Origin of the sequence: Crystallibacter permensis (assembly GCF_025960875.1) — a bacterium.
Taxonomy (GTDB): Bacteria; Actinomycetota; Actinomycetes; order Actinomycetales; family Micrococcaceae; genus Crystallibacter; species Crystallibacter permensis.
Genome location: NZ_JAODLR010000002.1, coordinates 324,747 through 338,522 on the forward strand (window position 1 = coordinate 324,747; position 13,776 = coordinate 338,522).

Annotated in this window: 11 protein-coding genes; 6 read left to right on the forward strand and 5 right to left on the reverse strand. The window is 61.0% G+C overall.

The features are described 5' to 3' along the window. Nucleotides 1-42: 42 nt before the first annotated feature. From B0G38_RS03870 to B0G38_RS03885, 4 genes are read right to left on the reverse strand one after another with little or no spacing between them, the layout of a single operon-like run. Nucleotides 43-852: an amino acid ABC transporter ATP-binding protein gene (locus B0G38_RS03870; protein ID WP_264668225.1), complete on the reverse strand. Its 810-nt coding sequence runs from the start codon at nt 850-852 to the stop codon at nt 43-45. Further along, a complete protein-coding gene (locus B0G38_RS03875) occupies nt 845-1,825 on the reverse strand; it encodes an amino acid ABC transporter permease (RefSeq protein WP_264668226.1) in 981 nt (326 codons plus the stop codon). Before B0G38_RS03875 ends, B0G38_RS03870 begins: the two co-directional genes overlap by 8 nt. Continuing rightward, complete coding sequence (locus B0G38_RS03880; protein ID WP_264668227.1) at nt 1,822-2,763, reverse strand: ABC transporter substrate-binding protein; 942 nt, start codon at nt 2,761-2,763, stop codon at nt 1,822-1,824. The genes B0G38_RS03875 and B0G38_RS03880 overlap by 4 nt, the downstream gene beginning before the upstream one ends. A 26-nt stretch (nt 2,764-2,789) precedes the next feature. Then, a complete protein-coding gene (locus tag B0G38_RS03885) occupies nt 2,790-3,656 on the reverse strand; it encodes a hypothetical protein (protein WP_264668228.1) in 867 nt (288 codons plus the stop codon). Nucleotides 3,657-3,760: 104 nt separating this feature from the next. Here B0G38_RS03885 and B0G38_RS03890 point away from each other — a divergent pair, with 104 nt between their 5' ends. Further along, nucleotides 3,761-5,359 carry a PucR family transcriptional regulator gene (locus B0G38_RS03890; RefSeq protein WP_264668229.1) on the forward strand — a complete coding sequence of 533 codons (1,599 nt, stop codon included), beginning with the start codon at nt 3,761-3,763 and terminating at the stop codon, nt 5,357-5,359. 2 nt (nt 5,360-5,361) lie between these two features. Next, nucleotides 5,362-5,625, forward strand: a complete 264-nt coding sequence (locus B0G38_RS03895; RefSeq protein WP_264668230.1) for a hypothetical protein — start codon at nt 5,362-5,364, stop codon at nt 5,623-5,625. Nucleotides 5,626-6,080: 455 nt separating this feature from the next. On the opposite strand, the gene B0G38_RS23205 is transcribed toward B0G38_RS03895, so the two are convergent. Continuing rightward, nucleotides 6,081-8,033, reverse strand: a complete 1,953-nt coding sequence (locus tag B0G38_RS23205; protein WP_319801221.1) for a PKD domain-containing protein — start codon at nt 8,031-8,033, stop codon at nt 6,081-6,083. A 1,168-nt stretch (nt 8,034-9,201) separates the two neighbouring features. Here B0G38_RS23205 and B0G38_RS03905 point away from each other — a divergent pair. From B0G38_RS03905 to B0G38_RS03920, 4 genes are read left to right on the forward strand one after another with little or no spacing between them, the layout of a single operon-like run. Further along, nucleotides 9,202-9,981, forward strand: coding sequence for a glycosyltransferase family 2 protein (locus B0G38_RS03905; protein WP_264668231.1), 780 nt, complete (start codon nt 9,202-9,204; stop codon nt 9,979-9,981). A gap of 1 nt (nt 9,982) precedes the next feature. Beyond that, on the forward strand, nt 9,983-10,981 hold the full coding sequence (locus B0G38_RS03910; protein ID WP_264668232.1) for a glycosyltransferase family 2 protein: 999 nt from the start codon (nt 9,983-9,985) through the stop codon (nt 10,979-10,981). Beyond that, nucleotides 10,974-12,254: a glycosyltransferase family 2 protein gene (locus B0G38_RS03915; RefSeq protein WP_264668233.1), complete on the forward strand. Its 1,281-nt coding sequence runs from the start codon at nt 10,974-10,976 to the stop codon at nt 12,252-12,254. Before B0G38_RS03910 ends, B0G38_RS03915 begins: the two co-directional genes overlap by 8 nt. Further along, on the forward strand, nt 12,254-13,774 hold the full coding sequence (locus tag B0G38_RS03920; RefSeq protein WP_264668234.1) for a lipopolysaccharide biosynthesis protein: 1,521 nt from the start codon (nt 12,254-12,256) through the stop codon (nt 13,772-13,774). Before B0G38_RS03915 ends, B0G38_RS03920 begins: the two co-directional genes overlap by 1 nt. The last annotated feature ends 2 nt before the right edge of the window (nt 13,775-13,776 follow it).

Here is a 13,776-nt window from a genome sequence, read left to right on the forward strand (position 1 = left end):
GATAGGGGTGGGACTGACCAGGGACGCTGACGGTACGCCCGGCTACATGACGCTGTTGAGGAAGGCTGTGGTCCGGGGATGCTGCGGATTGTCGAACACCGCGGCCGGCACACCCGATTCCACCACCACGCCTCCATCCATAAAGACGACGTTGTCCGCGGCGCTGCGGGCGAAGCCGATCTCGTGGGTCACGACAATCATGGTCATCCCGTCGGCGGCGAGTGTCCGCATCACGTCCAGGACATCGCCGACAAGCTCGGGGTCCAGTGCGCTCGTTGGCTCATCGAACAGCAGGAGCTGGGGGTCCATGGCGAGCGCCCGGGCAATCGCGACGCGCTGTTGCTGCCCGCCCGAAAGCTGCGCCGGATAAGCCTTCGCCAGGTGGGCGAGGCCCACCCGGTCCAGCAACTCCATTCCGCGCTTGAGCGCCTGCTGCTTGGGCACCTTCTTCACTCCCACGGGCGCGGCCCAGATGTTCTCCAAAGCGCTCATGTGGGGGAACAGGTTGAACCGCTGGAACACCATGCCGATGCTGCGGCGTTGCCGGGCTACCTCGCGCGGGTTCATTTCGAAGACCCGGTCCTGGCGCTGGGCGTAGCCGATCAGTTCGCCGGCCACAGAGATGCGGCCGCCGTCGATCCTCTCCAAATGGTTGATGCAGCGCAGGAACGTGGACTTGCCGGAGCCGGATGGGCCCAGGAGGCACATCACCTCACCGGCATTGACGGTCAGTGAGATGCCTTTCAGCACCTCCACGCTGCCGTACTGCTTGCGGACGTTGCTGGCAACCAGAAGCGGTGACGCCGTTGCGGCGGCGGGTCGGGTCCGGTGGGTTGCGAGGGCGTCAGTCATTGACCGGTCCTTTCGATTCTGGCTGCTTGCCTTTGCGGAACGAGGACATGAGCCGGCCCAACGGCGTGGGCCCCGGCTGCCGTGCGCTTCCGCGGCCGTAGTGCCGTTCCAGGTAGTACTGCGGCACGGACAGCACCGAGGTCAGGAAGAGATACCAGCAACTAACGACGACGAGCAGCTCCACCTGGCGGAGGTTTTGCGAGGAGATCTGGGTGGCCACGGTGTAGAGCTCAAGAACCGCGATGACGGACAGCAGGGACGTGTTCTTCAGCATCGAGATGGTCTCGTTGCCCATCGGCGGAGTGATCACGCGCATCGCCTGCGGCAGCACTACCCGAAAGAGGGTGTAGGCCGGAGACATTCCTAGCGAGGCGGCCGCCTCTTGTTGGCCCGCATCCACCGAGACCAGCCCGCCCCTGATGATCTCCGCGGAATACGCGGCCTGGTTCAGGGTCATGGCCAGCAGCCCGGCGGTGAAGGCCGGCACCAGCGTGTTGGTGTCTACCGAGAACACCGTGAAGTCCGTGAACGGGATGCCCAGGGATATCTGCGAGTACAGCAGCCCCAGGTAGCCCCAGAAGACAATCTGGATCAGCAGCGGGGTGCCGCGGAATACCCAGACGTAGAACCAGGCGAAGGCGTTCATCACGGGGTTTTTCGACAGCCGCATCACCGCCAGCAGCACGCCGAGGACGGTCGAGACGAGCATGGAAACGACGGTCACCACCAGGGTGAGGCCGATTCCGCTGAGGATGCGCGGGTGGAAGACGTAGCTGCTGATGGTGGCGTGGTCGATATTGGGGTTGGTCCACAGGGACGAGAAGAGAGCGACGAACCCCAGGGCGAGTGCCCCCGCGACGATCCACCGCCACGGATGCCGCAAGGGAACAGCGACGACGTCGTCCGCCGTGCTGGCCGTGGTGCTACCCGTTTCTCCTACATGCGGGGCGGGGAGGGTGCTCACCTGCTTCATGGTTTGGTCCCGCCCAGGTTGAGCCCGGTTTCCTTGACCGTGTAATCGGACAGGTCGTACTTCGCCAGGATCTTGTCATAGGTGCCGTCGGCGATGACCGCCTCGAGGGCTGCGAGGATGGCCTGGCTCAGTTCCTTGTCCTCCTTGAGGATGCCGATCCCGGTGTAGACGGGGTTGTAGCCGGCCGGATTCGCGGGGTCCTTCACGATGTCGAAGATCTTGCCGTCCCCGGCGGTTTTGGCGGCATAGGCTGCCACTGCGGAATCGACGACATCGGCGGAGGCCTTGCCGGAACGGACTGCTGTCTGCACATCGGTTTCCAGCGGCAGCTCGGCAACGTTCACCGGCTCGGAGCCCTTGTCCTTGCACTGCTGGTCGTAGCTGCGGAGGATCTCGCCCTGCACCGTGGCCTTCTGCACGGCGACGTTCTTGCCGCACAGGTCCAGCACGGTGGTGATGTTCTCCGGATTGCCCTCCGGGACCAGGATGGAGAACCCGGCGTGGAGGTAGTCCACGAAGTCCAGCGTCTCCTGGCGCTCAACGGTGTCGTTCATACCGGACATGATGATGTCGTTCTTGCCGGACTGCAGTGACGGAATGATGCTATCGAATGCCTGCGTCTGCAGTTCCAGCCGCACGCCCAGCTTGGCGCCCATCGCCTGGGCAAGGTCGTAGTCCAGGCCCGTGAGTTGCTGGTTTTCATCGAACATCTCCAGCGGCGGATAGGGAATGTCCGATGCCACCTTGATCACGCCGGCCGATTTGTATTCCTCCGGCAGGGCCGCTGCGGCGGCGGGGTCGATCTCGGCGGTGGAGATTGGCTGCGGCGCTGCAGCCGGGGCGGCTCCTCCCGCACACCCGGTGAGTCCGACGAGGAGGCTCAGGCTGGCGACGCCGAGGACGTGGCGCACGGTAACTGCTCGATTTTTGTGGCGCATTGTTTACTCCTGGTGTTGGGTGTAGGTCATGCCTGGCTGGGTTTGGTCAGCCGGTACCAGCCGGTCCGGGTGACTCCGGTGGCGCTGTAGCCGGACGTGAAGGCGGATTCGAAGATCCCGCGGATCGTCAACCGCCATTGGCTTGCTTCGGCGGGCTTCGCGGCCCTCAAGGCGACGATGTCCTGCGGTGCACGGCACCAGAGGGTGCTCGGGGTTTCGCGGAGCAGTGGCAGGGAGTCAGGGCCGTATTCAAGAATGTGGACCAGGTCCGATTCGGGCAGCTGCGGCTCTTCGACTGAACCTTCGCTGCAGTTGATGCTCCGCGTGGAGGTCAGCGGCCAGATGGCGACGAGCCGGTCGCTTTCGTCGTTGGCGTTAATGTCGTCCTGCATTTCGCCATAGAAATCACGGGCGTACTCCGTGGCGTGGGCGCCGAGTTTCGTCAGGTTGAAGCGCGCGTTCCGGCTGACCAGCGGGTCGAACGTCCAGGTCATCGTGTCGATGCCGCGGGCAAGGGACCAGGCCCGCTGGTGCTGTTTGAGGGCGAAGCCCACGCCTTTGTCAGCAGTCCCGGGAAGGACGCCGGCGATCAGCGAATAGGTTGTCCGCCCTCCCGGGGAGACGATGCCGACGGCGGCCCCGCACAGCACCCCGTCCGCCCTATAGGCGGCGGAAACATTGCAGCCGGCGTGGGAGATGCTCCGGAGGAGATCGAAGGGAACGGGCGCTCCGTGGGGAGACATTCCCCAGATCGAGATGAGCAACTCTTCAACGTCCCGGAGTCTTTCGCGGTCGTGTTCATCGACAACCCGGACGCCGGCTCTGGCGGCGGCAGCGGCCGCCGCTTCCTCGGCCTGGCGTGCTGCCGGGTTGGCTTCAACTGTAAGTGACATGCGTCAACTATGGTCTGAGCGGGCTAGCCGTGACTTCAGCGCCCGGCACCAACCTTCATCCTTTGCCTTGTGGTCCAGCACAAACCGCCGGTAACGTGCACGAAGTGGTCACCCTCGCGAAAACCCCGGACAGCATCGGCTTGTCCGACCTCCTGCAAGTACTGGAGCGTTCCGGACTGCTGGTCCGCTCGTATGACAACTCCCCCAAGCTGTCCCTGACCAGCCCGGCCCTCTACGACCCGCTCGCGCCCCTCGAAGGGTTCCGCGGCGAGATCCTGCTGGGGATAGGCCTCCATCCTGCAGATCCAGGGACCAACGACGTCGTTCGAAGCGCCGCCAGCGCTGGTTTCGGCGCGATCGTCCTGAAGCAGCTCTCCCAGGACATCGACGAACTCGTCAATACTGCCGTCGAAGCCGGTATCGCTCTGTTAGTGGTGGACGACGCCGTCGGCTGGCGGCAGCTCTACGCCCTCCTGGAATCGGCGCTGAGTACCGCGGCAGAAACCAGCAGATCGCCCTCGCCGTTGGGGGCAGGTGACCTGTTTGCCTTGGCCAATGCCATCGCAGCCATGGTCGGCGGCGCCACCACCATCGAAAATCTCCAGGAACAGGTACTGGCCTACTCCGCCCTCCCCGACCAGCCCATCGACGAGGACCGACGGAACGGAATTCTGGGGCGGCAGGTTCCCTACTTGCCGGAAAACGCCGAGCAGTACGCGTCTGTGTTCCAGTCCCGCGGCGCCGTGCACATCAAGGGCATCGGCCCGGCGCTGGACCGGTTGGCCATCGCTGTCCGCGCGGGGAACCAACCGTTGGGTTCCATTTGGGTGGTCGACTCCAACGGAGATCTGGATTCCGAGGCGGAGCAGGCACTGGAGCGCGCGGCCGATATCGCTGCCCTCCATATGCTGCGGGCCCGCAGCACAAACGATCTGGCGCGGCAGCAACGGGCAGAGCTCCTCCGCCGTCTTCTCGAAGGCGGCGACGACGTCCAGCTCATCGCGGAACAGCTTGGGCTCAAGCCGTCTGGCCCCTTCGTCGTCGCCGCTTTCCAGCCGGAGCTCGGGCAAGCCGATGAAATCTCGCTGATCCGCCTCGTAGACCTTGTCACCACGCAGTGCGAGTCCCACCGGCAAGGCGCCCACTGCGTCCTCATCGGCACCACCATCTATGCCCTTTTCACCGACGCCGCTGCGTCGGCCATAGCGTCCATCGAAGCCCTTACCCGCCGCCTTATCGAACGGTCCGCCGCCACTCTGTCGGTCCAGCTGCGGGCGTCTACCGGGTCTATGGCCGCAACCGTCGCAGGCATCAGCCGTTCACGGCACGACGCCGACCTTGTTCTGTTGATGCTCGCTTCCGGTCGCAGCGCAGGTGACTATGCCAGCGCCGAGGAAGTACGCAGCCGGCTGACCCTGCTGGAACTCGCGGCACAGTTCCGGAACACCCCGCGCCTCATGTCCCCAGCAGCAACCAGAATGCTGGAGTTCGATGCCAAGTCCGGCACCGAGTACGCCAAGACGTTGCGGACCTACCTCGATTTCTCCCGTGACTCCGCCAAGACTGCCGCCGCTCTTTCGCTGCACCAGAACACCCTCCGCTACCGCCTACGGCGCCTCAGCGAACTCTTCGGCATTGACCTGGACCAGCCCGAAGACACCCTGGTTTTGTGGCTGAGCCTGCACCTTCAGGAACTGCTCTGAGCATGGCGGAAACAATCCGCGTACCCACCCTGCTACGAATACAGGGCATGACCGCAACACCAGCCATCTGTATTGGCATCGCCGATTCCATGGAACTGGCTTTGGCACGTCGCTCTGCCGCGCAAACGCTCGCCGAGCTTGTGCAGGCTTGGAGCAATCCGCTGCCAGAGGCCGTCGTGGCCGCGGCGATTAGACACTTGGCAGTGGCGGAACACTGGGCGGAACTCCGCCGCAAACTGCCTGACGCAGAATATCCAACGCCCTAAACTGCCCGCCTGAATCTCGAGATCAGCGGCCACTACATACGCGAAGACAGCCGTCGTCTCCTCCATATGGGTGACGGCTACACTATCTCGATTGGCGGCAGTCTGAAGGTCCCCATATTCGCTTGGCACCAGTGATTGGTCCCCCTTAGACCCCGCCATGAGCTCCGGTCTCCCGAGCGTGATGCGTTGCCGGACTATATCCTATGGATTTGCGATGACGGCTCCCGTCGATCGAAATCACTTGCGAACGGGTACCAACGTTGTGGTCTCGAGACCATCACGATTCCAGGTGTCCCCTGCCCACTCCTCCTTAAACAACGAATTTGCAATAGGCCGACAGTTAAGCCTCTTTGCTTCTCACACCTCTGAGAAAATGCCCCCTGCTGAACGAACGCAGTTGGCGGGTGGTTAAGCTGGAGACGCCCATCCGCCATTGCGTCCTGGCTGTGCAGTTGTCAGCTGGCCGGCCTCAGGGCGGCCTGCCATGCACCCACCGCTCGCGCAGAACTCAACGTCCAGGTGGTGGTACCACTTACTCCGGCTTCTGCTTGTGGGCGATCAGCTAACACGGCAATCTGGCCGCCAGCTGATTCCCAACGTTCGATCCACCCGTTCGGCGGAGTAGCTCCCGGCGTACCTGAATCAAAGCCGATTCCGCCAATAAGCATGGCGCCACTGCTGGCCGTAGTGATGCTTGGAACACTGATACTGGTAGCCGCATATGAGGCGTCGACGGCTGTGACGGCTGAACTGTCTAATGGTTCGGCGTTATCGACGCCGCCATAGGCGGTTACTCCTGCGCCCCACTTCGCGGCCTTGTCCATGGCCCAAATATGGCTTGTCGGCTCAGACGAACCCACCACGCGATAGTAAGCGAATACTCTTGCACCCGACGTCGAAGAACTGTTGATTGAGAGGCCCTCCACTAGTGGGGTCCACCCCGTCGGAATGGAAGCCATAGAAGGCGCGAGATCAGCAGTTATTGTCGCAACCAGCACATCCCCGGCTTTAGTTCCGGCCGGCGGACTCAGGGTGACGTTAGTCGACGCAGCCTGGTAGGACGTCGTTGAATTTCCGACGGTCACACCGGTCTGTGGAGCGCCGGGACTAACTGTTACCGTCGAAGTGCTGGACGTCATGCCTGCACTGTTAGACGCAGTCATCTGCACGGTATAGGTGCCGGCGTCAGTATAAGTATGTGATGGGTTCTGCGATGTGGATGTCGTTCCGTCCCCAAACGTCCATTCATATGACGTCGGCGCACCCGTCGATGTGTTGGTAAACGTTACTGGCAAAGGGGCAGTACCCGATGTCGGAGTGGCGGTAAAAGACGCGGCGGGTGGCGCTTGAGCTGTGCCAATCGGCTCGTCTGAATACCAGTACCGCTTATTCACATTATCGCTCGCCAGGACGACCAAGCCGGTTTGGCTGTTGACGCTTTGCTTGGAGGTCGTCACGTTGTTCATGTTGGGCGAGGCGGAGCTCTGGATGACGGGAGTGCCACGTCCCTGCCCAAAAACCGGGTTATCCATCGAGGCCGTCTTGCGGTAAATGCTGCCGGCTACACCCGAATAGGCACAACCGGTAACCGATGTACTCGGTGCTGTCTGGAAAACATGCACCGCACTATTGTGACTGTCTAAGACTACTTGGGGGCGCGATACACAATCACCGGTCGTCGAAATGGTGGACTGCGTGAATGCTCCTGTACCAGGCTTGAACACCAGCAATAACAATTGAGGCAGCGTCTTATCGGTAGACGTATCGTTGAGCCCGGTCTTAACTGCTGCATACACCCGGCCGGCATTATCGGACTGCAACGTCTTGAGATTCAGGTGGTCGTCCGCCTGACCTTTGCCTTGAATCGCCGGTTTAAAATTCCATGATGACGGCGATGTAGGGGTAGTTCCATCCGTGCGGGTCGCCCAGTAGACGGATCCATCGCTCTGGTCGCTCCACATCACACCGATCTTGTTCTTGAACGCCACGACCGCCGAAAGATCATCGGGCGAAGGATTCGGATCAGCGACTGGAAGGATGAAGGGAGCAGCCCAACTGATGCCCCCGGGCGCGGACTGGTTGACGTAGACAGTGTTGGTGAACCCCGTAGTTGAATTGCCGGACACTTGGGTCCACGTCGCCCAAATTGCACCCGTCGTGTCCTCGTCGATAGTCATCGACTCGCTGCTGTTGTTCGTTATCGTGGTGGGAAATCCGGCGTCCAGTGTGTAGGTACCGCCCGAGTAGCTATAACGATAAAGCTTGGCGGGCTGGCCCGAAACGGACGCCACGGGCGACGTGTCATTCGATACTGTGACAATGTGTGAGGCGATGTAAAGGTGACTGCCGTCCCATAACGTGTCCGACAACGTGTTGCTACGGCTATCGACCAAGACGCCGGTATTCACCCAAGTGTCTTGACTTCGGTCCAGCTTGTGTATCACCCATCCTCTGTTGGACTCCCACATATTCGCCCACCATGAGCCATCGTTCCACCAGAGCTTACTTTGCGGCTTGTCTGATGTAGGCGGATTCTTGACGCCTGAGTAGCTAATACTCGGATGCCCGTAGTCAGCAACTGCCGAAGCGTAAGCCGGTGTCGCAAAAGCCATCCCCGCGGCCACTAGGCACATAACAAGAAACTGCCCCAGCAAGCGGGGTGCTCCGGCATTTATCTTCATCATCGTACTTTCATGAATAGGAATTATTTAGCCACCCGGCATGGGTGGTCCCAGTACTCATCCGAAGGTAGCTGAATGCTGATGCTATCAATACAAGTCGATACGGTCACGAATAACTTTACATTTTTCCTTCCTCCTTCCTTAAACCTGGTGTTGGAGGTCCTGCGGCCAAAAAGTCCCATTACTGACTAAGATTACGAATCCATTACGGACTACTCGGGCTGGATGAACTGATAAACCAAACGATGAAAAACAAATCGGGTACGGAGAGCTCATTGCATCTCCTGCGGCGAGTGCGTTTTAAGGAATCGTTTAAGTTCTTTTGCCAATAGGGAACTGTGGTCAGTGACAGTTCGAAGTGCGTCTCTCAGCACGCCCATCCCACGAAGTCAATACCCAATTTGCGGTGGCACAAGCATTCCAGGATCACTGCTATCGTGACTCATCATTCAGCTATCGCTCATCGCTACAGCTTTGGGGAGTGTTATTGAGTATTGGCTGCTGGCGAATCGCAGGTAGTACTAATATTGGGGATGGAGAGACATGCGCGGGTGGATTTCTCGGCAGTTTATGGGGGCTGAACCACACTTTTTCTGCCTTAATTATTCGCGGGCTACGGTATACGTCGACACATAGGGTCAGCTTTAAATACCGGCCATTTCATTGCCGGCTATACGGCGGAGCTACCGCAACAACCCTTCAGGGCGATGCCCTGCAATTGGACACAGAAGTGTGTCCTAAAGGGCTAAATCATTCTTTTAGGCCTTATTTCTGCTGTTCGCCCTTCAAAGCCAACAGCAGTTCGAATGTCAGCAAACAAAGCATGTGGTGATTTTCTATGTCTATTCCTCATTTTTTTTCGGTTTCGACTGAGTGGCAGGCGCCAACAGTCAGTGTGGTTATTCCCACCCTGAACGAGGCCAAGAACATACCTTGGGTCCTTAACCGCATGCCGTCCTACGTGGATGAAGTGGTCATTGTGGATGGGCGATCGCACGACAACACGGCCGGTGTTGCCAAGGCCGTGAGGGAGGATGTGGTCATAGTTGAGGAGCCGCGTCCGGGCAAAGGAGTAGCACTGCGCGCCGGTTTCGCTGCGGCCTCCTCTGACGTCGTGGTCATGCTTGATGCAGACGGCAGCATGGATCCCCAGGAAATCGGCTGGTTTGTCGCTCCTCTCCAACACGACTACGACTTCGTTAAGGGGTCGCGCTATGTCACGGGCGGTGGGTCCGAGGATCTGACGTGGCTGCGAAATGCAGGAAACAGGGCGCTGACCGAACTGGCCAACACGGTCCTGCGCAGCAACTACTCGGATCTTTGCTACGGATACATCGCCTTCCGACGTGAGTGTCTTTCGGTCCTCAATCTGGAGTCCGACGGATTTGAAATTGAAACAGAGCTGATTGTGCGCGCAGCCAAGGCAGGCCTACGCATTGCCGAAGTACCCAGCATCGAGCTCAACAGGATCTCGGGCGATTCGAATCTACAGACTTTTCGGGACGGTTGGCGGGTTCTACGGACAATGGCGCGGGAGTTCGCCTCTTGGGATGCTCCCACTGCCGGAGCCAGGCCAGAGGCCCTGCGGCGTGTGAAGTACACGTATCCGAACCTAACGGTCCCGCGGACGCCAACGGATCCCCGGAGCCTTCTGACCGGCGTGGAAGGAAAATAACATGTCAAGCATCGCGCAAGCATCCACAGTCTCGGTCGTCATCTGCTGCTACACGGAGGAACGTTGGGATCTGTTGATCAAGGTCATTGCCTCCGTCCAGAATCAGACGTTGGCACCAAGTCAAGTTATCGTCGTCGTCGATCACGATGCGGACCTGTACAAGCGCCTGGTCGGCACCGTCCAGGACGTCATGCTCGTGGAGAACGCGGAGAAACGAGGCCTGTCCGGTGCGAGGAATACCGCGATCCGTCTGGCCAGCTCGGATATTGTTGCCTTCATCGATGATGACGCCGAAGCGGCACCCGACTGGCTGGCGAACTTAACGTCCTTTTATGACGATCCGGATGTCCTGGCCGTGGGAGGACTCGTCGAACCGAACTGGACAAACGGCAGGCCTGCCCATTTTCCCGAGGAACTCGACTGGATTGTCGGGTGCAGCTACCGAGGCCTACCCAAGGTCGCGACGGAGGTCCGGAACGTCATTGGGGCCAATATGTCCTTCCGGCAATACGTGCTGCAGCAGGTTGGAGGGTTTAACCTTTCCCTCGGCCGGCTAGGGTCCGTTCCGCTGGGTTGTGAAGAGACCGAACTGTGCATCAGGGCCACAATGGGCTCCCCCGGATCGCGGATTGTCTACCAGCCTGAGGCCGTCGTGCGCCACCATGTACCTGCCCAGCGGGGGACGCTTCAATACATGTTGGCCAGATCCTGGTCGGAGGGGATTTCAAAGGCCCAAGTCAGCCACGTGGTAGGCCACAAAAGGGCGCTGAAACAAGAACGGCGGTATGTTCGCAGCGTGCTTTCCCGTGCGGTCCTGTCCGGAGTTCGCCAGGGTGTGAAGCGCGGGGACTTCAACGGGCCTCGTCAGGCGGGGACCATTCTCGCCGTCCTCGCAGCCACGACGGCAGGATATATTCGTGGCCGTGTCCTCGCACATGCCGCGCGAAAGCGCGTCAATGTGGCCTCCGGGACGGCCATTGTGGGGACGCCTGGTGAGTAGCGGCACAGGCGAGATGTTCGAGCTCGCGCCGGCCATGGACAGTAGTCCTCCGGAGCAGTGGGTGGGAGTGAGATGGGTCGGTGAAGTCGAACTGGGCTCCCTCTCGCAGCATTCGCAGCTGCGGCTCCTCAAGTCCAAGGGCTATGACCGCGCTCGGCTGCTCATCCGCGAAGGTGCAGCGGTTCGCGGTTTCGTCGATGTGGACGCTGTCGGGGGGGTGCTTGATCGGCAGGCCCTCGACGCCGCCATCGCCTCCCTCCCGCAGGTTACGTCGATTCATCCGGCGGGCTCGAGTCCGTCGATCACGGTGGTTGTGTGCACACGGGACAGGGCGCCGTTGCTGCGCGGCGCCCTGCAGGCAATACTGCGTCTCGACTACCCTAATTTCGACGTAGTCGTTGTGGACAACGCGTCGAAGACCACTGAGACGAGGGATTTGGTCCACGAGGAATTCGCGGACCCTCGCGTCGGTTTTGTCCTTGAACCCGTACCGGGGCTATCCAACGCCCGCAACACCGGACTTGGCCTTGCCAAGGGAGACATCGTCGCCTTCACCGACGACGATGTCATCGTCGACGGGGCATGGCTCCGGGAGATCGCCGCCGGATTCGATAAGGACCCGGCTGCCGTCTGCGTCACAGGCTTGGTGCCCGCAGGCGAGGTGCGATCGCGCGCCCAGCACTACTTCGACGAGCGGGTCAGCTGGTCGAAGAGCGTGGTTCCGCAGGTCTACTCGCTAACCAAGCCACCTACAAACATGCCGACTTTCCCCTTCTGCATCGGGGCCTACGGAACGGGAGCCAATTTCGCCATCGATCGCCGCGCAGCCTTAGAGCTGGGCGGTTTTGATGCGGCCCTGGGTGTGGGGACACGGACGGGCGGTGGCGAAGATATCGACATGTTCACCCGGGTGATCCTTGCAGGGCATTCCCTCGTAGTCCAGCCGTCCGCTATCGTCTGGCACCGCCATCGCGACGATATGGAGGCGCTGCGGGTGCAGGCCCGCGGATATGGCAACGGGCTGGGAGCGTGGTTGGCCAAAATCATGATGAACCCGCGGACAGCCCGCCTAGCCTTGGTCAGGAGTCCTCGAGCCGTACGCAATCTACTCCGGAACGCCCGAGTTACGAAGGGCAACGGCGCCGGCAGCACGGCTCCGGACCCCACGAAGGATCCGGAAGTCCGCAAGGTCCTCAGGCTCGAGCTTCTGTGGGTCATGCGCGGGCCGTTCAACTACCTGCTGCAACGCCGTGCCGCCAAGGATACCGTCTGATGGTTCGGCCCGAGGGACACTTCCACGCGGACAGCACCGCAACCCGGCGGCAACGGGAGAAGGTCATCGGCCCGAGCCTCTTCGGTCGTGGCCTGCTCTACGTCGTGGTTTGGTCCCTGCAGCTCGTCGCCGGCATCATAGTGTCGCCGGTCCTCGCCCATACGCTAGCTCCGGCCGAGTTCGGGGCACTGGCAGCAGGAATTGCACTCCATCAAGCGATTGCCGCGCTCGCCCTTTTTGGTTTTGACCGGGCACTGGTGCTTCAGCGGGCCGAAGACAACAATAACGACAATGCCCGGGGTCTCATTGCCGTGGGGATGTCGTTCGCGTTGCTGGTCACCGTTGTCTTCGCTTTGACCGCGCCGCTGTGGAGGGGCGCCCTCGGGTTCGGTCAGCACGCCGAGTTAGTTTATGCGGTCATCCTCTGGACGGTACCGGCTGCCTCCGTCCAGGTAATGCTCTCCCTGCTGCTGGCGGAAGACAAGTTCCGTCCCTTCGCGCTGGTCAGCGGGCTGGCCGCGATAGGTGGCCAAGTCGTTGGCCTCATCCTGCTTTTCGGTCTCCGTAATGACGCCGGGACCTATGCCCTAGGCGCAGTGGGAAGCCAGATCGCGGCCATGCTGGTAGGCATCGTCCTCACCCGTCCGTCGTTGCGCGGATTGGCCAATTGGCGGGTTACTCGACGAGCGCTCAAGCTCGGTCTGCCCTTGACCCTGGCCGGCATCGCCTACTTCCAACTCAGCGCCGGCGACCGTATCATCGTCCAGATGATTTTGGGAGCCGAGGAAGTAGGCCGCTACCAGGCAGCGTACGTCATCGGCTCGATCGTCGTTCTTCTGATTACTTTCACCGGCACGGCATGGACTCCGCGGTTCGCGGCCTTGGTCGATAATGCTGAACGCTGGGAGCTGGCGACCCGTGCCCGCGACGAACTATATCGGGTATTGATGCCCGTGATCTTGGGAGTCACCCTCGCGGCCCCATTTGCCCTGCAGATCGTCGTGCCGCAGTCCTTCCGGCCGGAGACCCTCACAGGCGTGGTTTTCCTGATTGCGCTGTCGGCCTTCCCTGTTGCTGCCGGCGCTGCATCCTGCCAACTGCTGCTAACCCAGCGCCGAGGCAGCGTGATCGGCTTGATGACCGGCGTTGCGGCAATGGGTAGCATCGGCCTAAACCTCCTGTTGGTGCCTCTATGGGGAATCTTCGGTGCGGCCACAGCCGCCGTCGCTGCTTACATGCTTCTGGCCTTCCTGCAACGGATCGGGCTTCCCAAGACACAGGTTTGGCGGAGGCCTACGCCAAACCTGATCGCTGCCGTTCTCGCTGTCATACTGCTCGCCAGCGCCACCACGCTCATACCGCAATCCCCTGAGTGGAACCTGGTCCGGCTGGCCTTCGCGTTTGCTTGCCTGCCGTGGTTTATCAGGTCACTCAGGTCCGCGCGCAGTTCACTCGAAAGCTTTCCGGATCCGGGCATCAGCCCTCCCGCAACGGACCAAAAACTCAGCCAAGGAAGTTAAGA

What these genes read in the sequence shown, in the direction of transcription:
- B0G38_RS03870 (WP_264668225.1), bottom strand. Translation starts at nt 852, where the DNA reads ATGACTGACGCCCTCGCAACCCACCGGACCCGACCCGCCGCCGCAACG.
- B0G38_RS03875 (WP_264668226.1), bottom strand. Translation starts at nt 1,825, where the DNA reads ATGAAGCAGGTGAGCACCCTCCCCGCCCCGCATGTAGGAGAAACGGGT.
- B0G38_RS03880 (WP_264668227.1), bottom strand. Translation starts at nt 2,763, where the DNA reads ATGCGCCACAAAAATCGAGCAGTTACCGTGCGCCACGTCCTCGGCGTC.
- B0G38_RS03885 (WP_264668228.1), bottom strand. Translation starts at nt 3,656, where the DNA reads ATGTCACTTACAGTTGAAGCCAACCCGGCAGCACGCCAGGCCGAGGAA.
- B0G38_RS03895 (WP_264668230.1), top strand. Translation starts at nt 5,362, where the DNA reads ATGGCGGAAACAATCCGCGTACCCACCCTGCTACGAATACAGGGCATG.
- B0G38_RS03910 (WP_264668232.1), top strand. Translation starts at nt 9,983, where the DNA reads ATGTCAAGCATCGCGCAAGCATCCACAGTCTCGGTCGTCATCTGCTGC.
- B0G38_RS03920 (WP_264668234.1), top strand. Translation starts at nt 12,254, where the DNA reads ATGGTTCGGCCCGAGGGACACTTCCACGCGGACAGCACCGCAACCCGG.